This window comes from Methylorubrum populi, from assembly GCA_036946625.1.
GTDB classification, from domain to species: Bacteria; Pseudomonadota; Alphaproteobacteria; order Rhizobiales; family Beijerinckiaceae; genus Methylobacterium; species Methylobacterium populi_C.
In genome coordinates this window covers 1,802,032-1,827,274 of the sequence record JAQIIU010000002.1, presented here as the reverse complement: position 1 = coordinate 1,827,274, position 25,243 = coordinate 1,802,032, and the positions used below count along the sequence as shown (strand labels likewise).

At 70.9% G+C, this 25,243-nt stretch carries 24 protein-coding genes; 13 read left to right on the top strand and 11 right to left on the bottom strand.

The features are described from left to right. Window positions 1-122 precede the first annotated feature (122 nt). From PGN25_10585 to PGN25_10575, 3 genes are all read right to left on the bottom strand, one after another. Window positions 123-1,916, bottom strand: coding sequence for a hypothetical protein (locus tag PGN25_10585; protein MEH3118015.1), 1,794 nt, complete (start codon window positions 1,914-1,916; stop codon window positions 123-125). 111 nt (window positions 1,917-2,027) lie between these two features. After that, on the bottom strand, window positions 2,028-3,920 hold the full coding sequence (gene flgK / locus PGN25_10580; GenBank protein ID MEH3118014.1) for a flagellar hook-associated protein FlgK: 1,893 nt from the start codon (window positions 3,918-3,920) through the stop codon (window positions 2,028-2,030). 210 nt (window positions 3,921-4,130) lie between these two features. Then, window positions 4,131-5,513 carry a flagellar hook-basal body complex protein gene (locus PGN25_10575; GenBank protein MEH3118013.1) on the bottom strand — a complete coding sequence of 461 codons (1,383 nt, stop codon included), beginning with the start codon at window positions 5,511-5,513 and terminating at the stop codon, window positions 4,131-4,133. Between the two features lie 234 nt (window positions 5,514-5,747). On the opposite strand from PGN25_10575, the gene PGN25_10570 reads away from it, so the two are divergent. From PGN25_10570 to PGN25_10560, 3 genes are all read left to right on the top strand, one after another. Next, window positions 5,748-6,215: a BLUF domain-containing protein gene (locus PGN25_10570; GenBank protein MEH3118012.1), complete on the top strand. Its 468-nt coding sequence runs from the start codon at window positions 5,748-5,750 to the stop codon at window positions 6,213-6,215. A gap of 58 nt (window positions 6,216-6,273) precedes the next feature. Continuing rightward, window positions 6,274-6,726 (top strand): response regulator, encoded by a 453-nt coding sequence (locus tag PGN25_10565; GenBank protein ID MEH3118011.1) that lies wholly within the window; start codon window positions 6,274-6,276, stop codon window positions 6,724-6,726. Window positions 6,727-7,027: 301 nt separating this feature from the next. Continuing rightward, entirely contained in the window at window positions 7,028-9,061 is a 2,034-nt protein-coding gene (locus PGN25_10560; protein ID MEH3118010.1) for an EAL domain-containing protein, read from the top strand. Window position 9,062: 1 nt separating this feature from the next. Here PGN25_10560 and dusA read toward each other — a convergent pair whose 3' ends face one another. The 4 genes from dusA to PGN25_10540 all read right to left on the bottom strand — a co-directional run bounded on the left by dusA (window position 9,063) and on the right by PGN25_10540 (window position 11,627). After that, window positions 9,063-10,088 (bottom strand): tRNA dihydrouridine(20/20a) synthase DusA, encoded by a 1,026-nt coding sequence (gene dusA / locus PGN25_10555; GenBank protein ID MEH3118009.1) that lies wholly within the window; start codon window positions 10,086-10,088, stop codon window positions 9,063-9,065. Window positions 10,089-10,265: 177 nt separating this feature from the next. Further along, window positions 10,266-10,454 (bottom strand): hypothetical protein, encoded by a 189-nt coding sequence (locus PGN25_10550; GenBank protein MEH3118008.1) that lies wholly within the window; start codon window positions 10,452-10,454, stop codon window positions 10,266-10,268. A 287-nt stretch (window positions 10,455-10,741) separates the two neighbouring features. Continuing rightward, window positions 10,742-10,894, bottom strand: coding sequence for a hypothetical protein (locus tag PGN25_10545; GenBank protein MEH3118007.1), 153 nt, complete (start codon window positions 10,892-10,894; stop codon window positions 10,742-10,744). A 142-nt stretch (window positions 10,895-11,036) separates the two neighbouring features. Then, entirely contained in the window at window positions 11,037-11,627 is a 591-nt protein-coding gene (locus tag PGN25_10540) for an urease accessory protein UreE (GenBank protein ID MEH3118006.1), read from the bottom strand. Between the two features lie 214 nt (window positions 11,628-11,841). Between PGN25_10540 and PGN25_10535 the strand changes: the two genes are divergently transcribed. The 5 genes from PGN25_10535 (at window position 11,842) to PGN25_10515 (ending at window position 16,280) form a co-directional block, all read left to right on the top strand. Beyond that, the gene (locus PGN25_10535; GenBank protein ID MEH3118005.1) at window positions 11,842-12,111 is read left to right on the top strand and encodes a hypothetical protein; all 270 of its coding nucleotides are present in this window, start codon (window positions 11,842-11,844) and stop codon (window positions 12,109-12,111) included. A gap of 198 nt (window positions 12,112-12,309) precedes the next feature. Then, the gene (locus PGN25_10530) at window positions 12,310-13,032 is read left to right on the top strand and encodes a TerB family tellurite resistance protein (protein MEH3118004.1); all 723 of its coding nucleotides are present in this window, start codon (window positions 12,310-12,312) and stop codon (window positions 13,030-13,032) included. 1 nt (window position 13,033) lies between these two features. Further along, window positions 13,034-13,816 (top strand): N-acetylmuramoyl-L-alanine amidase, encoded by a 783-nt coding sequence (locus tag PGN25_10525; GenBank protein MEH3118003.1) that lies wholly within the window; start codon window positions 13,034-13,036, stop codon window positions 13,814-13,816. Window positions 13,817-13,910: 94 nt separating this feature from the next. After that, a complete protein-coding gene (locus tag PGN25_10520; GenBank protein MEH3118002.1) occupies window positions 13,911-15,485 on the top strand; it encodes a sodium:proton antiporter in 1,575 nt (524 codons plus the stop codon). Between the two features lie 633 nt (window positions 15,486-16,118). Next, the gene (locus tag PGN25_10515; protein ID MEH3118001.1) at window positions 16,119-16,280 is read left to right on the top strand and encodes a hypothetical protein; all 162 of its coding nucleotides are present in this window, start codon (window positions 16,119-16,121) and stop codon (window positions 16,278-16,280) included. 57 nt (window positions 16,281-16,337) lie between these two features. Here PGN25_10515 and gshB read toward each other — a convergent pair whose 3' ends face one another. Both gshB and PGN25_10505 read right to left on the bottom strand, forming a co-directional pair. Continuing rightward, window positions 16,338-17,300: a glutathione synthase gene (gene gshB / locus PGN25_10510; GenBank protein ID MEH3118000.1), complete on the bottom strand. Its 963-nt coding sequence runs from the start codon at window positions 17,298-17,300 to the stop codon at window positions 16,338-16,340. A gap of 97 nt (window positions 17,301-17,397) precedes the next feature. Beyond that, entirely contained in the window at window positions 17,398-17,706 is a 309-nt protein-coding gene (locus tag PGN25_10505) for a hypothetical protein (GenBank protein ID MEH3117999.1), read from the bottom strand. Between the two features lie 450 nt (window positions 17,707-18,156). Between PGN25_10505 and PGN25_10500 the strand changes: the two genes are divergently transcribed. The 4 genes from PGN25_10500 (at window position 18,157) to PGN25_10485 (ending at window position 20,542) form a co-directional block, all read left to right on the top strand. Next, window positions 18,157-18,405: a hypothetical protein gene (locus PGN25_10500; GenBank protein MEH3117998.1), complete on the top strand. Its 249-nt coding sequence runs from the start codon at window positions 18,157-18,159 to the stop codon at window positions 18,403-18,405. A gap of 5 nt (window positions 18,406-18,410) precedes the next feature. Further along, the gene (locus PGN25_10495; GenBank protein MEH3117997.1) at window positions 18,411-19,190 is read left to right on the top strand and encodes a hypothetical protein; all 780 of its coding nucleotides are present in this window, start codon (window positions 18,411-18,413) and stop codon (window positions 19,188-19,190) included. Window positions 19,191-19,302: 112 nt separating this feature from the next. Next, window positions 19,303-19,959: a ribonuclease HI gene (gene rnhA, locus PGN25_10490; protein ID MEH3117996.1), complete on the top strand. Its 657-nt coding sequence runs from the start codon at window positions 19,303-19,305 to the stop codon at window positions 19,957-19,959. Window positions 19,960-19,981: 22 nt separating this feature from the next. After that, the gene (locus PGN25_10485) at window positions 19,982-20,542 is read left to right on the top strand and encodes a DNA-3-methyladenine glycosylase (GenBank protein ID MEH3117995.1); all 561 of its coding nucleotides are present in this window, start codon (window positions 19,982-19,984) and stop codon (window positions 20,540-20,542) included. A 124-nt stretch (window positions 20,543-20,666) separates the two neighbouring features. On the opposite strand, the gene zapE is transcribed toward PGN25_10485, so the two are convergent. Together zapE and PGN25_10475 are read right to left on the bottom strand one after the other, a co-directional pair. Beyond that, complete coding sequence (gene zapE / locus PGN25_10480; protein MEH3117994.1) at window positions 20,667-21,905, bottom strand: cell division protein ZapE; 1,239 nt, start codon at window positions 21,903-21,905, stop codon at window positions 20,667-20,669. Between the two features lie 204 nt (window positions 21,906-22,109). Continuing rightward, on the bottom strand, window positions 22,110-22,574 hold the full coding sequence (locus tag PGN25_10475; GenBank protein ID MEH3117993.1) for a YcgN family cysteine cluster protein: 465 nt from the start codon (window positions 22,572-22,574) through the stop codon (window positions 22,110-22,112). Window positions 22,575-22,970: 396 nt separating this feature from the next. On the opposite strand from PGN25_10475, the gene PGN25_10470 reads away from it, so the two are divergent. Beyond that, window positions 22,971-25,235: a PBP1A family penicillin-binding protein gene (locus PGN25_10470; protein MEH3117992.1), complete on the top strand. Its 2,265-nt coding sequence runs from the start codon at window positions 22,971-22,973 to the stop codon at window positions 25,233-25,235. The last annotated feature ends 8 nt before the right edge of the window (window positions 25,236-25,243 follow it).

Here is a 25,243-nt window from a genome sequence, read left to right as displayed (position 1 = left end):
GGCATCAGGGCTGCGAACTCGGGTTCGCCTTCGGCGCCCCGGAAGGACGACGCGAGGACCGGACGGGGCGGATCGGCAGCCCGAAGGCTTGCCGTGTCGATCCGGATTCGGAGCCTCGCGGTTCAGCGGAGATAATTGACGAGGCTCATCTCGGACAGCATCGAGGTGACCTTGTAGCTCGCCTGGAGCTGCGTCTGCAGGCTGAGGAGCTTGGCCGCGACCTCCTCCGTCGAGACGGTGTCGACCCCGTCGAGGGAATCCTGCAGCGTCGCCTTGGTGGTGTTGGCCACCGATTTCGCGTTGTTCATGCTGCTGGCGGCGAGACCGAAATCGGTGCCGAGTTCCTCCAGACTCTGCTGGCCGTCCCCTGCCTTCAGCAGGCCCGCGGCGCGGTCGGACACCGCCTTGAAGCGCTCCGATTCGACCGTGCCGGTGCCGGTGGTGAAGCTCTCGGCGGCCACCGCGGCGATCCCGGCCAGCGTCCGGCGGATCGCCTCCTCGTTGGCCTGGGCGCCGATCTCCACCGTCCGGCTGGTGCCGACCTGCACGGTGGCGGTCGCCCGCGCATCGGGCGCGGTGTCGCCCTGGTACCAGATCACGGTCTTGCTGCTCGCGGTCTCGGCATAGCCGTTGCCGTCGGCCGAGACGCGCCGCGGGCTCAGGCCCGCCGCCGGCGAGCCCTCGAAGAAGTTGAGCGAGGCGCGGGCGGTCGAACTCGCCGAGAGGTCGGTGCCGGCGGCCTGCTTCAGGGCGTTCTGGAGGGTCTGCGAGAGATTGGCGGCGGTCGCCTCCGGCGTCGCGCCGATGGCGAAGGTCGTCGCCGAGGTGGCGTCGGCCGTGGCGGCCGCGGTCAGGGTGATGGTCCTGGTGGTGCCGTCATGCATGCCGAGCTTGAGCGTGAGCGTGTCGCCGGCCGCGGGGTTGGTGCCGACGGAGACGGTCGCCGTCCCCGGGCTGCCGCCGGCGAAGGCGGCGGTCACGCCGGGCGGGTTCGCGCTCTGCACGCTGGCGATGTCGGCTCCGCCGAGCGCCTTCTTCAGGTTCGCGGCGGTCTCCTCCTTGTTCGCTCCGATGGCGAAGGCGCCCGCCGCGTTCCCGGCCTCGCCCGCCCGCGCCGTCAGGTCGAGGGTCTTCTGGCTGCCGTCGGCCAGTTGCACCACGACCCGGACCTGATCGCCGTCGCCGGGTTGCTGCGCGAAGCCGAGGGACACGTCCGCCTTGGTTCCGGCGGTCACGCCCGCGCTGATGGCGCCGCTGTTCGAACTCGATGCGGACACGAGGGAGAAGCCGAAATTCGCGCGCGCCTCGGCGCTCGAATCCTCCGACAGCGTGACGGTCCGGCCGCCGATGCCCTGCGTCAGGCGCCCGTTGCCCGAGGTGCCGAGATCGGCCTTCTTCTGCTCGGCGATCAGGGCCTTCAGCCCGTCGAGCCCCGCCGAGGGATCGCCGTTCAGGAGGGTCTGTTCGGAGACGACCGGCGCGGTGTCGGTCGCGCGTCCGGAGAACACGTAGACGCCTCCCGCCTGCTGGTTCAGGGCGTCGATCGCCGCCGAGAGATTGTTGGCGGCGAGCTGCACGCTGGTCGCGGGCAGCGTCTCGTTGCGTGACGCGACGATGCCGGTGAGGTTCGAGCGGGTGCTGTCGGAGAGCGACTTGAGCTGGGTCAGGCTGGCGCTCGTGAGCTTCACCCGAGTCTCGGCCGAGGTGATCGCCGCGAGGTAGCCGTCCTGGGCGCTGATCGCCGCGTGGGCGCTCAGGCTCGTCGTGCGCCCGGCGCCGAGGCCGCCATAGGTCTCGGCGGTGCGCCCGGTGGAAAGCTGCCGGGCCAGCCCGTCGAGCTGGTCCTTCATGCCGACGAGGCTCGCCGACTGGCGATCGTAGCGATAGGTGCCTGCGGCGAAGGCGGTGATGGTCATCGGCGGCTCCGGGCTTGGAGCATCGTCTCGAAAGGTGGCTTCCGGCTTTCGGGACGATGCTGAAACAGAAGTTCAGGGCATGGGTCTGGATCCGGTATCCAGGCCGGTGTTCTAGATCCTGAGCAGGGTATCGATCATGTCGCGGGCGGCGGTGAGCACGCGGGCATTGGCCGAATAGGCCTGCTGCAGCGCGATCAGGTTCGACATCTCCTGATCGATGTTGACGCCCGAGGCGGAGGCGAAGCGGCCCTGCGCCGTCGAGAGGGCGATGCTCTGGCCCTCGTCGAGATCCTGCGCCGCCGCCGCCGCCGCGCCCTGCACGGAGATCACGCCCTGGACGAAGTCGGCGACGCTCGACCGGGTCGGGGCGCTGACGCCGCCGATGCCGCTCGACGAGGAGAAGGTGCGCTGCGTGCTCGTCAGCGCGGTGTAGAGCGCTTGCGGCCGGGTCGCGTCGCCGGTGCTCGTCCCGGCCCCCGTGCCGGTGATGCCGACGAGGCTCCCGGCGCTGCCGACGACCGCGGGGTTCACGGCGATGCGCTGCGCGAAGCCGGTGAGCTGCGAGCCGCCGTCGAAGGAGCCGGTGTAGAGCGCGGAGGAGGCGCCGTCGACGAAGAGGGGGAGCTGGGTGGTGGACCCCTTGATGTCGCTGGCCGCGGTCACCTGCGTGACGCTGGCGCTCGCCGAGACCAGGGTGGCGCTGCCGGTCGAGGTGACGCGCACCGCCCCGGATGCGCCGCCCGGCACGCTCGACACCGTGTAGCCTTCGCCCAAGGCCGCCGCGATCGCGCTGCGGACCGCGGCCGGGTCGCGGTTCGCCCCGGCCTCCGGGATCGTGAAGGGGATGACCGTGGCGTTGGCGTCGTCGGTGCCGGCGGCGGACACCGCGGCCGGCGGCGTCTGGTAGGACGGCATCAGGATCAGGTTGCGCTGCGTGCCGCTCTGGTCCTGGACGGTCAGGGTGATCGCGTTGCCCGCCGAGAGGCCGGTCAGGTCGATGTCGAGGGCGCCCTTGGTGCCGTCGCTCGGGGCCGTTCCGGTGACGGAGCGGTCGGACATGGCGCGCGCCACGCCCGCCGCGAGGTCGTCGAGCTGGCGCTGGGCCTGCGGCAGCACGGTGTCGCGCAGTTCGACCGCCGCCGCGATCGAGCCGGAGCGGATCGCGCCGGAGGCGAGCAGGTCGACCTTGCCGCCGCCGGGCGTCGTCGCGACGATGGTGCCGACGCCGCTCTGCGACGGGTCGCTGGCGTAGAGGGCGTTGGCGGAGAGCGTGCCGCGGGAATTGAAGCTCAGCGAGGCGGCGTTGGAGCGGTCGAGCAAGGTGACGCCGGAGCCCGTCAGCACGCTCACGCTGCCGTCGCTCTGGGTGACGGCGTTGATGTCGATGAGGCCCGACAGGCTGGTGAGCGCCTGGTCGCGCTGGTCCTCCAGGTCGGGGCGGCTCGGGTCGTCGGACGCGGTCGCGACGATGCGGGTGTTGAGCTTGGCCAGTTGCGCCAGCAGGCCGCTGGCCTTGTCCGTGTCGGTCGCGAGCTGCGTCTCCAGCCCCGAGCGCAGGGCCTGGACGCCGTTGGCGGCGCTGCCGATGCGCGCGGCGAGATCGTTGGCCGCGCTGATCACCGTGGCGCGGGCGGCCGTCGAGGTCGGATTGGCGGCCAGCGTCTGAAGCGAGAGGGTGAAGCTGTTGAACACCCCGTCGAGCGCCGAGGTGGAGCCGGGCTGCCCATAGAGCGAATCGAGCTGCGTGCGGGTCTTGGACATCAGCGAGGTGTAGGCCGCGCCCGACGTCTCGGAGCGGAGCTGCTTGAGCGCGGCGGCGTCGATCGCCCGGCCGACCGTGCCGGTGGCGACGCCGGCATTGCCCGAACCCGACGTGACCGGCGAGAGCGTGCGCCGGACGTAGCCTGCCGTGCCGACATTGGCGATGTTCTGCGAGACGACCCCGATCTGGGACTGCGTGACCCGCAGGCCGGCGGTGGCCGTGCTGAACGCGTCGAGAGCCAAGGCGTCCGTCCTTCCTTTAAGAGTGCCTCGCAAAACGCACGGTCACCGGCCGTTCTCGCTCCGGCGACGACGGTGCGGCGGGAGTTTTGCGAGAGACATCAAAGCCTCGTCCTGGATATCGGATCCAGGACGAGGCTCTCGGTTTTCGATCGTGCATCGTCTTTTCGGACAAGTCGGCAGCCACCTTTCGGGGCGAGGCTCCAGCCACCGTCAGCGGATGACGTTGAGCAGGTCCGAGATCATCGTCTGCGCCGTCGACATCACGCGGGTGTTGGCGGAATAGGCCTGTTGGGTAACGATCATCTTGGAAAATTCCGCAGCAATGTCGGTATTCGACTGCTCGACGTTCGCCCCCACCACGGTGGAATCCTTCAGCCCGACGATCGCCTCGCCCGAGGCGACGGTCTGCTGGTAGTTGCCGAGCGAATCCGGCTTCAGCCCGTCGGGGTTGACGAACTGCGCCACCTGGACCCGAGCCAGCCCGATCACCGAGCCGTTGGAATACTTGCCGCTGATGACGCCGTTCTCGCCGACCTCGACGGAGTTCAGGGAGCCGGAGGCGTAGCCGTTCTGCTTCAGGTCGTTGGTCGTCACCGTCCCCGTGGCGGAGGCGTACTGGGTCAGGCCGCCGCCGAGATCGAGGTCGATCTTTCCGACGCTGACGTCGTCGACGGTCAGGTTGCCGATCGGGACCGTGGTGCCGGTCGGCGCGGTCATCTGGCCGCTGGCACTGAAGGTGAAGGCCTGACCGACATTGGTCCAGCTCGTCTGATTGGCGGTGCCGCTGGTCTTGTCGGCGGTGAACAGGTTCCAGGTGTCGCTGGTGCCGGTCGCGGTGTCGGCGGCGGCCACCTTGGCCCAACGGGTCTGGACGCTCACCGGGGCGCCCGACGACGTGTAGACGGTCAGCGACGGGCCGGCGACGCTGCTGTCGATGAAGGTCTGCGCGTTGGCCTGCGAGACGGTGCCGGATGTCTTGCCGTTGGCGGCCGTCACCCGCGCGTCCGTGCCGTCGGTGAAGGCGGAGAGCACGCCGCCCGTCGTGGCGGCGTTGGTCGTGGCGGGCGATTTCGGAAGGTTGGCCGAGTAGGTGATCGTCGTCGTCGCCTTGGCCGGGATGATCGCGTTGGAGATCTTGATCGGCCCGGTGCCGGTGGTCTGGCCGGAGACCGGGTCGAGGCTCGCGCCGACGAGGTAGGAGCCCGCGCCGTTGACGAGGTAGCCGTCCTTGTCCGGGGCGAAGTCGCCGCGGCGGGTGTAGAGGTCGGCGGTGGAGAAGCTCTCGCTGCCGCCCGCGTCGGTGGTCTTCTTGCGCACCGCGAAGAAGCCCTGGCCGTCGATCGCCATGTTGGTCGAAACCCCGGTCGAGACCTTGTTGCCCTGGACCGAGTTGGTGAGTTCCGAATAGGCGGCGACCGAGCCCGCCGTCTGGTTCTGGCCGTCGCGGTCGGCGAGCATGTCGACGAAGCTCGTGTCGGTGCGCTTGTAGCCGGTCGTCTGCGAGTTCGCGATGTTGCCGGAGATGTTGCTGAGCGAGAAGGACTGCGCCTTCAGGCCCGAGACCGCGGTCTGAAGCGCGGAAAAGACGTCCATGGCTTTGGCTCGCTCGACGGGGCCGCCCGGGGCGGTGTGGCTGAAGCGGCGGGCGCAACCCGCGTGCCAAACGTAAGTCATTGAAACATATAGGGTGGATCCGGCCCGACCCGGCAGCTTCGGACCGGCGGGAGGCGGCAGCGCGGCAGATTCTGCCGGGTCCGGCCGCGTTTACGGCCCGTTATCGCCGCAGCCGCTAGGGTGAGGCCCGAGCCTTCGCGTCGGACGAGTTCCATGAAGAACAAGAGGACGAGCCTCGTCCACCTGATCTACTTCTCCCGCCTGACCATCTCGAACGAACCGACCCTGCGCACGAAGCAGATCGGCGACATCACGCGTCAGGCTCAGAAGAAGAACGAATTTTCCGTGATCACGAGCTTTCTGATCATCGACCAGAATTTCGCGATCCAGGTGATCGAGGGCGACCGCCAATCGGTCAACGAAACCTTCCATCGGATCGCCGCCGATTCACGTCACCGCGACGTTCAGATCGTGGAATGGCGCGAGATCGCCAAGCGCGAGTTCGTGAACTCGTTCACCACGGTGAGCCGCAGCGCCGCCAACGAGCCGCATTTCGCGAAATCCGGCCTGTTGCCGATGCTGCAGCGGGGCACGCCCAAGGGCAGCGCCATCCACGGGCTGGCCGTCACCCTCCAAGCCGAATCGATGGCCAAGCAGGGCATCGATCACCTGTTCGTTTGAGCGGGCCGGGCGCCCGGCTCCTCCATCCGAGATCCGTTGAGACGCGACGATAGATGCCATGAGCGATACGCTTCCCATCCTCATCGTCGACGACCAGCCCAAGCTCCTGCGGCTGATCATCGAACTGATGTCCCGACTCGGGTTTCCCGAGGTCGAGGGCGTGGCGGACGGTGCCGAGGCGCTCATCCGCCTGCGGGAGCGTCGTTACGCCCTCGTCATCTCCGACCTCGCCATGGAGCCGATGGACGGGCTCCAGCTCCTGCGGGAGATCCGGGCCGACGACGCCCTGATGAACACGCCCTTCATCCTGACCGAGACCTCGTTCGACTTCGAGGACATCAACCACGCCCATGTCGCGGGCGCGGATGCCTTCATCCTCAAGCCGTTCGACATCAACCTCCTGAAGACGAAGCTGAAGCAGGTGCTCAACCGAAAGCCCCGCCGCCGCGAAGCCCCGCTTCCCGCCGAGTCGACCCTCAGCCAGGAATTCCCGCTGCTCGGCAAGTTCTGACCGGCCACGATGCGCGCCGGCCTCATCTCTGGTTGAGGCTCTGATACCAGCCGGCGATGAGGATCACTCATCGTCGGCTGCCCCCGCGACCGCGGGGCGGCGGCCATCCGCCGGACGCACTGATCCCGACCATCGGTCGGGATCAGTGCCGCTTGGTATAAGCCGATCTTAACCCGATCTGTCATTTCATCGGAGAAGGGAAAGGACCGGGATACCGATGCAGGGGCAGGCCGAACGTCACGCGGTCCGGCAGCCGGCCTCGCGAAGCGGGGCAGGGGGGCACGGGACGATCCGTGCGCGCGTGCTGTACGCCGGCTTCCGGCTGTGCCTGATCGTCGCAGGGTTCGCCGGTACCGCGCTCGCCGGTTCGTTCTTCGCCGCTCCACCCTTGCGCGTCGCGATCGTGGCGGGCGCGGGCACCACGGCGCTGGCCCTCGTTTCCCTCACCATGCTCCGCCTCGCCCGCGGGCTGACCCGGGCGGTGCAGGCCGCCGGGGAGATCGCCGGACGGATCGCCCTCGACCCGGTTCCGCCGGCCGGGATCGCATCCACCGGCCTCGCGGATCTCGACGCCGTCGTCGTGACGACCGCCGCGCTCCGCACGGCCCGCGACGCCCTCGCCGGGGAGCAGGCTGCCGCCCGCAGCCGGGATCTGGCCGATCGCGTCGCGCGGCTCAACGCGGCGCTCGACACCCTGTCCCTGGGATTCCTGCTCTACGATGCCGACCATCGGCTGCTGCTGGTCAACCGGCGCTATCACGAGATCTACCGCCTGCCTCCGGGGGCCGTGACGCCCGGCATGCCGGCGCAGGAGGTGCTGCGCACCAATTTCCTGGCCGGCACCCATCCGGACCGCGACGAGGCCGAATGCATCGCCGAGGCCGGCGACTTGGTCGCAGGCGATGCCGCATCCATTCAAACCCAGCATCTCGCCGACGGCCGCATCGTCGCCGTGGAGATGCAGCGGATCGTCGGCGGCGGCTTCGTGGCGCTCTACGAGGAGGTGACCGAGCGCTGGAACGCCGAGGCCCGCATCGCCTACATGGCCCGGCACGACGCCGTGACCGACCTGCCCAACCGCGTGCTGCTGCGCGAGCGGGTCGAGGGCGCGATCACCCTGGCCCGGCACGAGACCGGCTTCGCCGTGCTCTGCCTCGACCTCGACAACTTCAAGCAGGTCAACGACACCCTCGGCCACGCGGTCGGCGACGAGCTTCTGCGGGCGGTGGCCCACCGCCTCAAGGCCTGCCTGCGCGCGGTCGATACCGTGGCGCGGCTCGGCGGTGACGAGTTCGCGATCATCCAGGCCGCGGTCGAGGGCCCGGAGGACGCCGCGACGCTGGCCCGGCGCATCCTCGACGTGGTCAGCGCGCCCTACGCCCTGACGCACCATTCGGTCATCGTCGGCGTCAGCATCGGCATCGCGCTGGCCCCCGGCGACGGGCTGGAATCCGAGCGGCTGATGCAATGCGCCGACGTCGCCCTCTACCGCGCCAAGGGCGACGGGCGCGGTGTGTTCCGGTTCTTCGAGGCGGAGATGGATGCCCGCCTCCAGGCCCGGCGCACCCTCGAACTCGACCTGCGCGCCGCCTTCGAAGCGAAGGCGTTCGACCTGCACTACCAGCCGATCTACGACCTCGCGCAGGAGCGCATCTGCGGCTTCGAGGCGCTGCTGCGCTGGACCCATCCGACCCGCGGCCGCGTCTCGCCCGCCGAGTTCGTGCCGCTCGCCGAGGAGATCGGCCTCATCGTCCCGCTGGGCGAGTGGGTGCTGCGCCGCGCCTGCCGCGAGGCCGCCGGCTGGCCCGACGGGCTGAAGGTCGCGGTCAACGTCTCGGCGGCGCAGTTCATCTCCTCCGGACTGATCGGAACGGTGAACGCGGCGCTCGCCGAGAGCGGCCTGCCCGCCCGCCGCCTCGAACTCGAGATCACCGAGAGCGTGCTCTTGGTGAACGGCAGCGCCACGGTGGCGATCCTGCACGGGCTGCGGGGCCTGGGCGTGCGCATCGCCATGGACGATTTCGGAACCGGCTACTCCTCGCTCAGCTACCTGCGCAGCTTCCCCTTCGACAAGATGAAGGTCGATCAGTCCTTCATCCGCGACCTCACGGTCGAGCAGGGCTCGGGCTTCATCGTGCGGGCGGTGATCAGCCTCGCCTCCAACCTCGGCATGACCACGACCGCGGAGGGCGTCGAGACGCCCGAGCAGCTCGCCCGCCTGCGCGAGGAGGGCTGCGACGAGGTGCAGGGCTACCTGTTCAGCCCGCCGGTGCCGGCGAGCGACCTGCCGGACCTTCTCGCGATCTGGAACGGGCGCGCGCGCCGCGCCGCCTGATTCAGGCGGCCTGCCGCGCGGAGGGAGCCCGCTCGCGCGAGACCTTGGCCACCGCCTCGCGCAGGGTCGTCAGGTCCGCTTCCGGCGCCATGCCGGCGGTGGCGAGGTGCCGACGGAAGGCGCGCGCCCCGGGCCGCCCGTTGAACAGGCCGAGCATGTGCCGGGTATGGGCGTGCAGCCGCAGGCCCCGGGCGAGCCCTTCGGCGATGGCGGGCTCCAGCGCCTCCACCGCGGCGAAGGCGTCGGCCGCCGGCGCAGGCTCGCCGAACAGCTCCGGATCGACGGCCAGCAGCAGCGCGGGGTCGGTGTAGGCGGCCCGGCCCATCATCACGCCGTCCACCTCGGCGAGCCGGGCCTTGGCGGCGGGAATGTCGGCGATCCCGCCATTGACCGCGATGGGCAGGTTCGGCCGGGCCGCCTTCAGTCGGGCGACGCGGCCGTAATCGAGGGGCGGTACGTCGCGGTTCTCCCGCGGCGACAGGCCCTTGAGCCAGGCCTTGCGCGCATGCACGACGAGCCCGTCGACGCCCGCCGCGACCGCAGCCTCGACCACCGCGTCCAGCGCCGTCTCGATGTCCTGATCGTCGACGCCCAGGCGGCACTTCACCGTCACCGGCACGGCGACCGCGGCCTTCATCGCCGCCACGCAATCGCCGACGAGGCCCGGCTCGCGCATCAGGCAGGCCCCGAAGCGGCCCTCCTGCACCCGGTCGGAGGGGCAGCCGACATTGAGGTTGATCTCGGCATAGCCGTAATCGGCCGCGATCCGTGCCGCCGCGGCGAGATCGTCCGGATCGGAGCCGCCGAGCTGCACCGCGACCGGTTGCTCGCCGGCATCGAAGCCGAGCAGCCGCTCCCGGTCCCCGTGCAGCACGGCGCCGGTGGTCACCATCTCGGTGTAGAGCCGGGCCCGGCGCGAGAGGATGCGGTGGAACGCCCGGCACTGCCGATCGGTCCAATCCATCATCGGTGCGACGCTGAAGCGCCACGCCTGCGCGGTGATGATCTGTCTGTCTTCGACCGTCACGTCCGGACCGATACGCTGCCATACCCGTTCCATGCCGGGCGCACGGCACACGCCTAGAATTTTAAGGAGGCGTCAGCAATGCCGGACGTCCTCGGCCGAACGAGGGGCGGCCCGGCGAACCGTGCGACATGCGCTGGTTCGCGCCGTTCTCAACGACTGTTCGACGGCTTTGAAGTGTCAGCGCCGCAGCCGGGTTTCCCTGTCGTCGGCCGCGATCACGGCATCGACGACCTGTTCGGCCAGGGCACGGGCGACATCGTGCGGCAGACGGCCGATGCCGGGCACTTGCCTGTTGCTGGCGTCGAGACGCGAGATCGCCGCGGTCACCGCTTTGACACGGTCTTCCCGGCTCGCCTGAACTTGCACGCAACGCTCCCTATGGCCGATCGGCCTTATGATCCGTCTTGCTCACGAATGTCTCGTGAGCGACACGATTAACTTATGATTTTCAATAGGTGGAATTCTGCTTTCCGACAAGGGCGGGACTCCCGACATGCGCGGAAAATTGCAGATTTGCACAGTGCCTTCTGCTGGGGACGCATCACCCGCAGCGGACGACGCTGCCGCCGCTTGAACCTTTGAGCCGATGTGTGCCGACGGCCGGGGTTGTCGAACGTCGTGCGGCGCTCCCGCGCAACGGGCGGAGCCCGCTTCTAAGGGCTCGGAGGGGTGTGCCCGTCGTGAAGCCTGCGATAGCTCTCGGCGAAGGCCACCGCCGCCTCTCGGGTCAGGCCGGTGACCACGAGGTTCGGTGCGGTGACGGCCCACAGGCCGTCGTCGTTCTGAAGGACGCTGATCTCGCTCACGACCTTCCCCGACGAGGATATCGTCGGGGAAACGGCTCTGTGGATCCTCTGTTCCGCGCCGCTGCATCGGCGATGTCCCGGTCTCGCTCGTTCCGCCTTTCGCTCGGGCGGTGGGCCGCAGCCGGGACGATCTGCGCTCCTGTCAGTGCTTGTGGTGGTGATCGTGCCCGCCCGCCCCGTGGGCATGCCCTTCGTGATCATGGCCCTCATGACGATGGCCGTGCTCATGATCGTGATGATGGTCCGGCTCGTGATGGGCGTGGGGCTCGTGACCGTGGCCGTGATGATGGTCGTGCCCGCAGCAACTGTGGTCGTGGGCGGCCTTTTCCGGCTTGAAGGCGCGGTTCACCGAGGTTGCCGTGCAGCCGGCCCCGCGCACCCGTTCGGCGGCGCCCGCCGGCACGTAGAGCACGTCCGCGCCGACCTCGGCGGGAACGTGCTCGCCGCCGAGTTGCCAGGCGAGGCGCATCAGGCGGGCCGGGTTGCCGGAGCGAACCTCCAGCAGCGCTTCCTCCGCCGCACGCACGCCCACGAGGCGCCCGTCGTCGAGCTTGAGCGCGTCGCCGTCCTCCAGGCCCGCGGCACGGTCCAGGGCGAGGTCGATCGCGACGCCTCCGGCCGTGGTCAGGTGGGCGTGCGCCTGTCCCCGGGCGGCGTGGTCGAGGGTCACCGTGTCGACGACGAGATCGGGCCGGACGGCGGCCTTGCGGACGATCAGGCTGGCTCTGGGCATGGGGATCCTCGGTGGGCGGGCCGGAACTCGGCGAATTTGCAACAGGCGCGCCTGAGATGGCAGGCGCCGGGCGAAATGTCATGCCCCGATGCAACCCGCCCTAATCTTGGCCGTTTCATGTGCCGTCGATGACCGCCGGTGAAAACCGAGGCCGTTCGGTGCTCCGCGCCGGCAGAAGGCCCGATCGCCGATGCACAAGGGAGTTCGGACCACCATGAAGAGACTGATTGCCGCCGCCCTCGCGGGCAGCCTCGCGCTCTCGCTCGGCGCCTGCAACACGCCCCAGGACCGGGCTCTGGGCGGGGGCGCCCTCGGTGCCGGCCTCGGTGCCGCGGTCGGCGGCCTCGCCACGGGCCGGGCCGGCGGCGCGCTCGCCGGTGCCGCGATCGGCGGCGCGGGCGGTGCCATCGCCGGCGCCGCGACGGCGCCGCGCTGCCCCTACGGCACCTTCCGCGACGAGTACGGCAACGTCTACTGCCGCTGATCGCGACGCAGAGCTGGCAGCGAAGGGCCGGGGCGGTTGCCCCGGCCCTTCGCTTTTGCGGCCCGGGATCGGGCTTGCGCCGCACCGCGCTTTGCGGCGTTAAAACCGCGACGGGCGATCCCGCCCGCGGATGCCGGAACCCCCCTTGCCCCCGTTCGACCCCTTCCATCCCGATCACCCGGCCCGAGGCGACTCCCGATGAGCACCGGCCTGTGGGGCAAGATCGGCGGGGCCGGGATCGGCGTGCTGGTCGGCGGTCCGATCGGGGCGCTGATCGGCGGGGTGGCCGGCCATTTCCTCGTCGATCGTGCGGGCGCGCCGTTCGGGCCGACGCCCCGGGACGTGGTGTTCACCACCGGCCTCGTGGCGCTGGCGGCCAAGATGGCGAAGTCCGACGGCGTCGTCACCGAGTCGGAGGTCCAGGCCTTCGGCCGGGTGGTGCAGGTCGAGCCCGAGGCGCGTGCGAGCGTGCAGCGCCTGTTCGACCTCGCCAAGGCGACCACCGACGGCTTCGAGGCCTATGCCGGCCAGCTCGCTTCGACCTTCGGCGGCGAGCCCGCGCTGCTCGAGGACGTGCTCGACGGCCTGTTCCACATCGCCACCGCCGACGGGGCGATCCACGAGGGGGAGGAGCGCTACCTGCGCGCGGTGGCCGGCATCTTCGGCCTCGACGAGACCGCCTTCCGCCGGATCGCCGCCCGGCACGTGCGGCTCGCCGACGATCCCTACCTCGTGCTCGGCCTCGACGCGTCGGCCGATGCGGCGGCGCTCAAGGCGCGGTACCGGCGGCTGGTGGCCGAGAACCATCCCGACCGGGCGCTCGCCCGCGGCCTGCCGCCGGAGGCGGTGGCCATCGCGACGCGACGGCTGGCCGCCATCAACGCCGCCTGGGACCGGATCGCCGCCGAGCGGGGGCCGTGACGTGAGCTTCGTGCCCGACAGCCCGCTCGCGGCCGCCGTCGTCGCCTCGCCCAACCGCGGCGTGCGGGCCGCGGGCGGCCTCGACATGCTGATCCTGCACTACACCGGCATGCCGACGGCGAAAGCGGCGCTGGAGCGCCTGTGCGATCCGGCCGCGGAGGTCTCGGCCCATTACTTCGTCTTCGAGGACGGGCACATCGTGCAGATGGTGCCGGAGGCCGACCGGGCCTGGCATGCGGGGGCGGGGGCCTGGGCGGGGGCGCGCGACATCAATTCCCGCTCCATCGGCATCGAGATCGCCCATCCCGGCCATGCCGGCGGCCTGCCGCCCTACCCTGAGGCGCAGGTCGCGGCGGTGACGGCGCTCGCCCGCGACATCGTCGTCCGGCGTGCGATCCCCGCGCCGCGGGTGCTCGCCCATTCCGACGTGGCGCCCGCCCGCAAGGAGGATCCGGGCGAGGTCTTTCCCTGGGAGCGACTGGCGCGGGCCGGCGTCGGGCACTGGGTGCCGCCGGCACCGGTGCGCGACGGACGCTTCCTCGCCACGGGCGACACCGGAGAGCCGGTCGAGGCGCTCCAGGCGATGCTCGCCCTCTACGGCTACGACCAGCCGGTCACCGGTGAGTTCGACGCGGCGATGTATGCGGTCGTCACCGCCTTCCAGCGCCATTTCCGGCCGGCCCGGATCGACGGCGTGGCCGATTCCTCCACCATCACCACCCTGCGCGACCTGATCGCCGCCAAGCCGGCCCGAGACACGCCGGCCCGAGACGCGTCGGCCTGAGACGCGCCGGCCCGAATTTCGGAAAGAAACCCGGCCGCCCCGCGTTTCGCCGCCGCCACCATCGGCCGGGGAAAGCGCGCGTTCCGTCCCTTCCATGTTCGTGTTCCACTGGATCGTCGGCGTCCTGGTCGGGGCGGTGCTGCTCGCCGCCCTGGCCCGGCGCCTGCGCGCGCCCTATCCCGCCTTCCTGGCGCTCGGCGGCGTCGGCCTCGCCTTCGTGCCGGGCGTGCCGAGCCTCAGCCTCGACCCGGATCTGGCGCTCGCCCTGTTCCTCGCGCCCGTGCTGATGGATGCCGGCTACAGCACCTCGCTGCGCGACCTCAGGCGCAATGCGCGCCCGATCGCCGGGCTCGCCGTCGGCGCCGTGGCGGCCACGACGGCGGCGGTCGCGGCGGTCGCGATGTGGCTCGTGCCGGACATGCCGCTCTCCGCCGCGATCGTGCTCGGCGCGATCGTGGCCCCGCCGGACGCGGTGGCGGCCCTCTCGGTGCTCGGCCACGTCTCCCTGCCGCACCGCCTCGCCACCATCCTGCGCGGCGAGAGCCTGCTGAACGATGCCGCCTCGCTGCTGATCTACCGGCTCGGCGTGGCGGCGGCGGTCACCGGCCATTTCTCCCTCTCCGAGGTGGCGCCGACCTTCCTGATCGGCGTCGTCGGCAGCCTCGTGGCCGGGCCGCTCGCCGCGCTCGCCTACCTGCGGATCATGCGCCGCGTCGAGGAGCCGTCCAGCGCGATCGTGCTGCAATTCGCCGCCGCCTTCGGTCTCTGGATCGTGGCCGAGGCGGCGGAACTGTCCGGCGTGCTGACGGTGGTGAGCTTCGCCATCACCGTGGCCCGCCGCGCCCCGGGCCAGACCCCGCCGCGGCTGCGGGTGATCTCGAACGCGGTCTGGGAGACGGCGATCTTCGTGCTGAACGTGCTCGCCTTCGTGCTGATCGGCGAGCAGATCGGCCCGGTCCTGGAGCGGATGACCCCGGAGCAGGAATTCGCCTGCGCCGCCGTCGCCGCGGCCGTGGTGGCGACCGTGATCCTGATGCGCATCGCCTGGGTGCTGCCGGCGAGCGCCGTCCGCCGCCTCGGCTTCGGCGGCCCGCGAGCCTCGGGCGAGGCGTCTTCGACCGGCGATCTCGGCCTCGGTGCCGGCTTCGCCGTCGCGTGGTCGGGCATGCGCGGCCTCGTCACCATCGCCACGGCGCTGGCCCTGCCCGAAGGCGGGCCCGGCGGGGCCGAGTTTCCCTATCGCGACCTGATCGTGCTCACCGCCTTCTGCGTGGTGATCGGCACCCTGGTCGTCCAGGGTCTGACCCTGCGCCCGATCCTGGGCCGCCTCGGGCTGGAGGACGCCGACCCGGTCGGACGCGAGGTCGGCCGGGCGCGGGCCGAGGCCTACGGGGCCGCGGCGGACACCCTGAAGGGCGAGGACTCGGAGGCGGCCGATGCCCTGCGCCGGGAGTTCCACGCCGCCCTGGCCGAGGCCGAGGCCCACGAGGAGGGGCTCGCCCCGGAAGGCCTGCCGACCGACGCGCCGCGCCGCCGCGCGATCCGCGCCGCGCGCGACCGGCTCCTCGCCCTGCGCCGGAGCGGCCGCATCGGCGACGACGCCTACTTCGTGCTGGAGGAGGAACTCGATTGGGCGGAACTCAACGCGACGCCGCGGGAAGAAGCGTGACTGGCAAAAGGTCGTATCGGGTTCGATTCTTTTGAAGGTCTATCGTTTTCACGAAGATATGATGTTCGGACAATTCCATCGATGTGATATCATGACGGCAATATGTTGATTTTGAAATGGTGAAATGATTTGTTGTCGTTCGGACATTTGTCAAAATTATATATTTGATGTGCAATTGATAACAAATACAACTTCTGTTATCATTGCAATTCGGGGATGAATGCAGATGGCAGAGGCGAAATTTGATCCGGATCGTCGAGAAGAACTGTGCATGACAGATCGCCTCAGCACAAATTCGCAGTCGGAGCCGTCCCGGGCGCGCTAAAGCTCGCGAGACCGGGGCGCCGATGGCCGAGGACGGTCGCCAGGATCGCACCGGGAGCATCCGCAGCTTGACTCGCCCCATCACGGCGTGGGCCCCGCGCCGCGCCCGTGATCCCTCATGATCCCCGCTCGCGCGAAGGCGAGCCGAAGCCCGATGCCGAGATCGATGGTCGTGCCGTCTGCCAAGCGCCCGTTCGAGGGCGTGCCGAAGAGAACGCTGGAGCGTCGTCCTGGATATCGGATCCAGGGCGCGGCTCTCGGTGCGAGCCGCTTCGAACGGCGGAGCGTCGGCCCTTCGGCGGCGCGCCCGTGCTGACGATCGCGAGCGCCGTCTGCCTCGCCGCGGGTGTCGGGCTGGCGGCCCGGGCGCACCGGTTCGGCGAGCGGACGGCGCTGGCCGAGACCCTGGGCGGCGCCCTGCTGATCCTCGGCCTCGCCCTGATCGGCGTCGGGCTGCGGGTGTTCCGTTGAGGTTCCTTCGGAGGACGCCGCCGGCTTTCGGACAAACGGCGTCGTGTCGGACGGTCCTCAGGCGCCGGCGCTTCGGCGGGCGGCGAGCCGCGCCTCGATCGCATCCCAGACCGAGACCGCGAGGTCGGGACCGCCGAGCCGCTTGATCGTGCGGATGCCGGTGGGCGAGGTCACGTTGATCTCGGTGAGATGCCCGTCGATCACGTCGATGCCGACGAGGATCAGGCCCCGGCGCCGCAGCTCCGGACCGATCGTCGCGCAGATCTCGCGCTCGCGCTCCGTCAGTTCGGAGGCCCCGGCCGCGCCGCCGCGCACCATGTTGGAGCGGATGTCGCCCTTGGCCGGCACCCGGTTGATCGCCCCCATCGGCTCGCCGTCGACGAGGATGATGCGCTTGTCGCCCTCGGTGATCTTCTCGAGGAAGCGCTGCACCACCCACTGCTCGCGGAAGGTCGCGGAGAACAGGTCGAACATCGAGCCGAAATTCGGGTCCTCCTGCGAGACCCGGAACACCGCCGCGCCGCCGTGCCCGTGCAGCGGCTTCATGGCGATGGTGCCGTGCTCGGCCCGGAACGCCTCGATCTCCGCCCGGTCGCGGGAGATCAGGGTCGGCGGCATCAGTTCGGGGAAGTCGAGGACGAACAGCTTTTCGGGCGCGTTGCGCACCTCGGCCGGATCGTTGACCACCAGCGTGCGACCGGCGATCTTCTCCAGCATGTGGGTGGCCGTGACGTAGGCCATGTCGAAGGGCGGGTCCTGGCGCATCAGCACCACGTCGACCCCTGCGAGGTCGATGCGCTCGGGCGGCGCCAGGGCGGCGTGCGCGCCCTCGACGTCCTGCACGCTCACCGGTGCGGCGCAGGCCGTCACCAGCCGGCCCTGCATCGACAGGCGGTCGGGGGTGTAGGTGTAGAGGCTGTGCCCCCGCGCCTGCGCTTCCAGCATCAGGGCGAAGGTGGTGTCGCCCGCGATGCGGATCGACTGGATCGGGTCCATCTGGACCGCGACGGTCAACGCCATGCTCGTCCCCAGGTCTGCGGAGCGCCTGCCGCCGGGAAGGGGGGGCGGGACCGATCGCCCGCCCGCCCCTTCGAGGATGATGGGCCGCGCTGCGGCCTCAGCGCTGTCCGCGCGGCTGCGAGGCGCCGCCGGTGCGCCGGTCGTAATCGCCGATCGCGGCCTTGCACTCCGGCGAGAGGCGCGGGCGGTTGCGGGTCATGCAGGCCTCGGCGTCCGGGCTGTTCGGATCGACGCCGGCGCAGAGCCGGAAATAGTCGTTGGCGCAGCCGAGCTGCAGCCCCTGGTCCTCGCGCTGGGCCTGGGCCGGGCTCGCCGCCGCCAGGGCGAGCAGGACGAGGGGAGTCAGTCTCAGGGCGGCGGACAGGCCGCGCACCGGGCCGCCAAATCGTGAGAAGTCCGGACGCATCCTGCCTTGTCCTTCGCTCGATCCAAGTTGGGTTGGCACCGCATATCGGTCCTCCCCCCGTGTTAGCAAGCGCAGCATGCCGCCGCCGTCCTGCGCGCGGTCCCGCGCCGGCCGGCTCCGCTTCCGCGTCCCGCGAAAAGAAAAGGCCCCGCGGCGATCGTTCGCGCGGGGCCGAAGTCAAGGGAGGAAACGCCCGCCATGGGCAGGGGCAGCCAAGCAAGGAGTGTGCCGGATGGCGGGGCGCGTGCCGCGACGGCCGCATTCCCGCCGGATCGCGCGGAAGCGGCCGGCTTCGCAACAGTCCGTTAACCACGTCGTGCTGAGCTTGCGGCCAGATCGCTCGGCCGGGGCGGGCCCGTCCCGCGCCGGCTCGTCCCGCAGAGACCCAAAGGGCGGGCGCCGGCCGCCACAGACACCGACGGGACGAGGTCCATGACCCCTTCGAAGCCCATGACCCCTTCGAACACGAATTCGCCAAAGACCTGTCTGGCTTCGCCCTCGCTCGAACGGGCGGCGCCGGCTCACCGGGAGGGCGGCCCGGCGGGCTCCGTCGTGCCCTTCGTCACAGGCGCCCCCCGCCGCTTCCGCCGCGGGGCGGACGATGCCCCGCGCGGCCGGATCCTGCTGTTCACGGGGGTGCGCTACGAGCGGCTGCCGGAGGCGGAGACCGCCCCGGTTCCGAAGCGCTGCCGCTCGTGAGGCGGATCGGGCCTCGCGTTCTCGCGCCCCTTCTGGTGCCGCTGCTGCTGGCGGCCTGTGCACAGGAGGGCGATTTCGGGCGTCCGGCGCGCAGCGCCTGGAACGGGCTCGTCGAGACCACGGGAACGCTGGCCGCCCGCGAGCGCGGCGAACCCGCCTCGGCCTCTCCGCTCACCGACGACGAGGCGACCCTGCGCGACCGTGCGTGGCGCTTCCTGATGCCGGCGGACGGCCGCGCCGCCTTCGAGGATGCGCTGGCCAACCTCACCCGCGCCCGGGTGCTGCCGCCGGATTGGCGGCGCGACGCCGTGCCGGCCTATCACGAAGGTTTGATCTCGGAGGCCTTCCGTTCCCCGGTCTCGCGCTACCGCCGGCTGTCCGACGACGCGGTCGCCGACGGCCGCCTGATCCCGCCCTTCGCGGCGCTGGCCGGACGGGTCTTCGCGGCGGACGGGGTGCGCCTGCGCGCGCTGCCCTTCTCCGAAAGCCTCGACGATGGGGATGTGCGGCAGGCGGCGATGCGGGTCGCGGAGAACCGCTGCCTCGTCGCCTGGGTGCGGCTGGAGACGAGCCTGCGCATCGCCCGCTACCGCTACGCGCTCGAACATTTTCTGGCCGAGATGCCCGGCCGCGAGGCCGCGTCCGCCGAGCAGGCGCTCGCCTTCCTCGAAGGCCGGCGGGCGCTGTTCGACCCGCTGCTGCCGGCCGACGCCTCCGCGCGCTGCGGGCTCACCGAACCGCCGGCGCAGGCGGTGCTGGCCGCGCCGGTGGTGGCCAAATATTAGAGCATCGTCCCGAAAGGTGGCCTCCGGCTTTCGGAAAAAAGACGATGCGCGGGGGCCGGGTTCGAGGCACGCCCCTTTTCCGGTGCTCCGAACACAGGGCGGTTGAACACCCATGCGAACCATCGTCTACGCGGATGGCGGCTGCGACCCCAATCCCGGCCCCGGCGGCTGGGGGGCGGTGATCCAGGACCCCACCGGCACGATCGAGCTGCACGGCGGCGAGCGCGCCACCACCAACAACCGCATGGAACTGACCGCGGCGATCCGCGCCCTGGAGCATTTTCCCGAGGGCGCGGCGATCGAGATGCGCTGCGACAGCCAGTACGTGGTGAAGTCGGTCACCGAGTGGATGCGCGGCTGGAAGGCGCGCGGCTGGCGCACCGCCACGGGGCCGGTGAAGAACATCGACCTGATGCAGCGCCTCGATGCGCTCGCGAGCGCCCGCGACGTGCGCTGGACCTGGGTGCGGGGCCATGCCGGCGAGGCCGGCAACGAGCGCGCCGACCGCCTCGCGGCCCTCGGCCGCCGGGAAGCGCTCGGCCAGCCGGTCCTGCCGCCGGCCGATCCGGCGCCCGCCGCGCCGGGCCGGCAGGCGGAGACGGTGCAGGTGGCGCTCGGCGCCGACCTCGCCACGGCGGTCTCGCGGGCGGCGGGCCGCGCCGGCATGACGCCCCAGGCCTATCTGGAGGACGCGGTGCGGCTGGCGCTCGAACTCAAGCCGCCGGGCATCGCCCGCGTGCGCGCCGAACTGCAGCGGAAGGCCTCCTGACGCGGAAGAGGAGGGACCGGCCGTGGACCCCGCCTTCTTCGACCGGCCCGCCGCGACGGTCGCCGCCGACCTGATCGGCCGCACCCTGCTCGTGGACGGCGTCGGGGGCACCCTCGTCGAGACCGAGGCCTACGACCGGACCGACCCGGCCTCCCACAGCTTCGGCGGGCCGACGCGGCGCAACGCCAGCATGTTCGGGCCGCCGGGACGCGCCTACGTCTACCGCTCCTACGGCCTGCACTGGTGCCTCAACCTCGTCTGCGAGACCGGCAGCGCCGTGCTCCTGCGGGCGCTGGCGCCGAGCGAGGGCTTGGCGGGGATGCGCGCCCGCCGCGGGCTCGACGCGCCGCGCCTGCTCTGCGCGGGGCCGGGCCGGCTCGCCCAGGCGCTCGGCATCGACCTGTCGCATGACGGCCTGCCCCTCGACCGGGCGCCCTTCGCCTGGGGTGCGCCGGAGGCGCCGGTCCCGGTCGCGGCCACGACCCGCATCGGCATCACCCGCGGCGCCGAGACGCCCTGGCGCTTCCTCGTGCCCGGCTCGCCCTATCTCAGCCGGCCGCTGCCGCGGAAGGCGCCGCGATAGGGACGGCTCATACCGAGTTGCAGGGAATCCGACCGATGGTCGGATTCCCTGCGTCCGGCGGACGCCCGCCGCCGCGCCTTCGCGCGGGCAACCGGCGATGAGCCGGGATCATCGCCGGTTGGTATCACGTCTCGGCCAGCCCCTCGCTCGACTCGGACGGCGAGCGCCCGTGCGGGGTGCCGAGATACTCTTCCGAGCGCATCTCGATCAGCCGGGAGGCGGTGCGTTCGAACTCGAAGGCCTCGCGGCCCTGCGCCGCGGTGTAGAGGCCGGTCGGCTCGGCCTCGGCCGAGGCGACGAGCTTCACATGCGCGTCGTAGAGCGTGTCGACCAGGGTGATGAAGCGCTTGGCCTCGTTGCGCTCGGCCTCGCCCATCACCGGAATGCCGGAGACGATCAGCGTGTGGTAGGCGTCGGCCAGCGCCATGTAGTCCGACGCGCCGAGCGGGCGGCGGCAGAGATCGTCGAAGCCGAAGCGGGCCACGCCGCCCGCCTCCTCCGGCACCGGCACCGCGCGGCCCTTCACCTTGACCGCGCCCGGCGTGCCCCTGGCCCGGCCGGTCAGCGCCTTGAAGGCGGCGTCGAGCGCGGCCTGCGCCGCCGCGTCCGCCGGGACATGGTAGACCGAGGAACCGCCGAGCTTCTCCAGGCGGAAATCGGTGCGGGAATCGAGGCGCAGCACCTCGACCCGCTCCTTCAGCTCCGCCACGAAGGGCAGGAACAGGGCGCGGTTGAGGCCGCCCTCGTAGAGCCGGTCGGGCTCGACGTTCGAGGTCGCCACCACCGTCACGCCGCGCTTGAACAGCGCCCCGAACAGGCGCCCGAGGATCATCGCGTCGGCGATGTCGGTCACCGTGAACTCGTCGAAGCAGAGCAGCGTCGCCTCCGCCGCAAGGGCGTCCGCCACCGGCGGAATCGGGTCGTCGCCCTTGGCCTCGCCGCGCTTGAGCGCCTGCCGGTGGGCGTGGATGCGCTCGTGCGCGTCGGCGAGGAAGCCGTGGAAATGCACCCGGCGCTTCGGGCCCGGCGCAGCCTCGTGGAACAGGTCCATCAGCATGGTCTTGCCGCGGCCGACCGAGCCCCAGATGTAGAGCCCCTTCGGTGGTCCGGCATCGTCGTCCTTGCGGCCGAACAGCCAGCCGAGCGCGCTCCCCTTCTTCGCCCGGCGGCGGCGCTCCAGGTTCTGCACCAGCCGGTCGAGGGCCTGGACGAGGCGGATCTGCGCCGGATCGCGCTCGATCGCGCCCGAGGCCGCCAGGGCGTCGTAGCGTTCGCGGACCGGGCCGGGTGAGACGGCACCGGCGCGGGCATGGTCGGAGGGGGCGTGCGAGGGGGTTTGCGAGGGGGTTTGGCTGTCGGGCATCCCGGCCGATCGCTTGCTTGTCGGGGGCTCTCCGGGCGAGCGAACCTGCGGAGGCGGCGGACGATTGCGTGCGCCCCTGCTCTGCCGCGCCGCGGCACGGGGATCAAGCCGGCAGAGGTGACGGGACGTTGCGGGCGCTCGGCGAACTGCGCCCGTTCGGGCCGGGGCGGAGCGAACGGCCTTGCGCGGAAGCCGCGCTCGCGCTCAGGCAGCCTCGTCCGGCCAAGCGACGATGCGCTCGACCAGTTCGTCGTCGGAAAACTCTTCCTCGTTGCCGGCGACCCGCCCGCGCACGGAAATCCCGGCCTCGTGGACGCTCGCCTTGCGGCCGGTCTTCAGTGGGTGCCACGCCGGCAGGTCGCGTCCCTCGCGCACGAGGCGGTAGGCGCAGGTCGGCGGCAGCCAGGGGATGGTGCGCACCGCCTCCGGGGTCAGCCGCACGCAGTCCGGCACCCGCTTGGCGCGGTTGCGGTAGTCGCGGCAGCGGCAGGCATGGGCGTCGAGCAGGGTGCAGCCGACATCGGTGTGGTGGATCTCGCCGGTATCGTCGTCTTCGAGCTTGAGCAGGCAGCAGCGGCCGCAGCCGTCGCACAGGCTCTCCCACTCCGCCGGGCCCATCGCCTCCAGGCTTTTCACGCGCCAGAACGGCTCTTCGCCGCGCTCGGCCAGATCGTCGGCCATGTCTGGCGCCTCGCTCGCCTTCATCGTGTCGTCCCGGATCGGGACGGCCCTCCTGCGGCACGGGGGCCTCGGGAGCAAGCGCGGCCGGGACGATCCCAGGGCTGCGAACGCGGGTGGATTCCGGGCTCCGCCATGGGACGGAGCCATGAGACGGTGTCATGGGACGGTCGCCATCCGCCCGCCGGAATCGGCGTCCATCGTCCTTAAGGTTAATCACAGGTCGGCGCGGAGATCAGGGGACGGCGGCCCGCGCCTCGCGTTCCTTAACGAAAGCGAAAGCTCGCGGCCCGGGCCGTGTCCTGATACAGAACGTGTCGGGGCGTCGTTGTCCGGACCACCGCTCCGCGCCGCCCCGGACAACGCCGAGAGAAACCGGAACACGCCGTGCGCCTGCCCAGCCTCAAGACGCTGACGACACGGATCGGCCGCGCGGCTCTGGCCTTCGATGCCTGGGTCAATGCGAGCCTCTACGAGGGCGGCCACTCCACCACCGAGGCCTACGAGCGCTTCCAGGCGCGGATGCAGGCCTTCTCGTTCCGCGGCTGGAAGCGGTTCGTCCTCGATCTCACCAGCGAGGGCGTGACCCTCGGCGCCGGGGGGGCGCTGCTGCTGCTGTTCCTGGCCCAGCCCGCCTTCAACCTCACCAGCGACAACTGGCTGAAGGCGCAGGATCTCGCCGTCACCTTCCTCGACCGCTACGGCACCGAGGTCGGGCGGCGCGGCATCAAGCACGACGACTCGCTCAAGTTCGACGACTTCCCCGAACTGATGATCAAGGCGCTGCTCTCCACCGAGGATCGGCGCTTCTACGAGCACTGGGGCATCGACCCGATCGGCACGGCCCGCGCGCTGGTCTCGAACTCGTCAGGCAAGGGCAACGTGCAGGGCGGCTCGACCCTCACGCAGCAGCTCGCCAAGAACCTGTTCCTGTCGAACGAGCGCTCGCTGGAGCGCAAGGTGAACGAGGCGTTCCTCGCCTTCTGGCTCGAAGCGCACCTGACCAAGAACCAGATCCTCAAGCTCTATCTCGACCGCGCCTACATGGGCGGCGGCACCTTCGGCGCGGTGGCGGCGGCGGATTACTATTTCGGCAAGCGGCTGCAGGACATCACGCTGGCGGAGGCGGCGATGCTCGCGGGCCTGTTCAAGGCGCCGACCAAGTACTCGCCCAACGTCAACCTGCCCGCCGCCCGCGGCCGGGCGGTCGACGTGCTGCACAACATGGTCGAAGCGGGCTTCGTCACCGAGGGGCAGATCCAGACGGCCTTGCGCAACCCGGCGACCCCGGTGACCCGGACCAAGGACATCACCGCCGACTACTATCTCGACTGGGCCTTCGGCGAGGTGAAGCGGATGGCCGATGCGGGCAAGCTCCGCAACGACCGGGTGCTCACCGTCAAGACGCCGCTCGACCTCTCGATCCAGCGCTCGGCCGACCAGGCGGTGGAGAACACGCTGCGGCGCTTCGGCGACCAGTACGACGTGGACGAGGCCGGCGTGGTGATCCTCGATCCCGACGGGGCCCTGCGGGCCATGGTCGGCGGTGCCGATTACGGCGAGAGCCAGTTCAACCGCGCCACCGACGCGCTGCGCCAGCCCGGCTCCTCGTTCAAGCCTTACGTCTACGCCGCGGCGCTCGCCTCGGGTCTGTTCAAGCCGGACACGCCGGTGGTGGATTCGCCGGTCTGCGTCGGCAACTGGTGCCCGCAGAATTACGGCCGCTCCTATTCCGGCCGCCAGCCGATGTGGCTCGCGGTGGCGAAGTCGATCAACACGATTCCGATCAAGGTCACGACCGCCATCGGCAAGGGGATGGGCATCACCCACGAGTGGAACGCCGCCAAGGCGGGCCGCGCCAAGGTCATCGGGCTCGCCAAGGCGATGGGCGTGACGACGCCGCTCACCGACACGCCCTCCCTGCCGATCGGCTCCACCGAGGTGACGGTGATGGACCAGGCGGCGGGCTTCGCCGTGTTCGCCAACGGCGGGCGGGTCGCCAAGCCCTACGTCGCCACCGAGGTGCGCAATTCCAGCGGCGAGGTGATCTACCGCCACGCCGACGAGAAACCGGTCCAGGTGCTCTCGTCGCAGGTGACGGCGGACATGAACTACATGCTCAACAAGGTCGTCGAGGAGGGCACCGCGCGAAAGGCCCAGATCGAGGGCGTGAAGGTCGCGGGCAAGACCGGCACCACCAACGGCTACCGCGACGCGTGGTTCGTCGGCTACACCGGCAATTATGTCGGCGCCGTCTGGTACGGCAACGACGACCACAGCCCGACCAACAAGATGACCGGCGGTTCGCTCCCCGCGATGACGTGGCACGAGATCATGGCCCCGGCCCACCAGGGCATCGAGTTGAAGCCGATGCCCGGACTCAACGACCGCAAGGGCGCGCCGCAGGCCGCCCAGGCCCAGGCCGACGGCGCGGCGGCGGCGAGCACCGGCGGCCGGCTCTCGCGCCGCTCCTTCGAGGTCCTGTCGAGCCTCAACGGCCTGTTCCGCACCGTCGAGACCAGCCGATCCGCCGCCAAACCCGACCCGGCCCGGTCCGGCGCCGTCGCCCCGGACCGGATGCGGGCGCCCGGCCTCGCCCCCGTCGACGTCGCCGAGGGCGCGCGCGTCTCCGGCGGCTTCGGGACGCCCTGAGGCCGGCT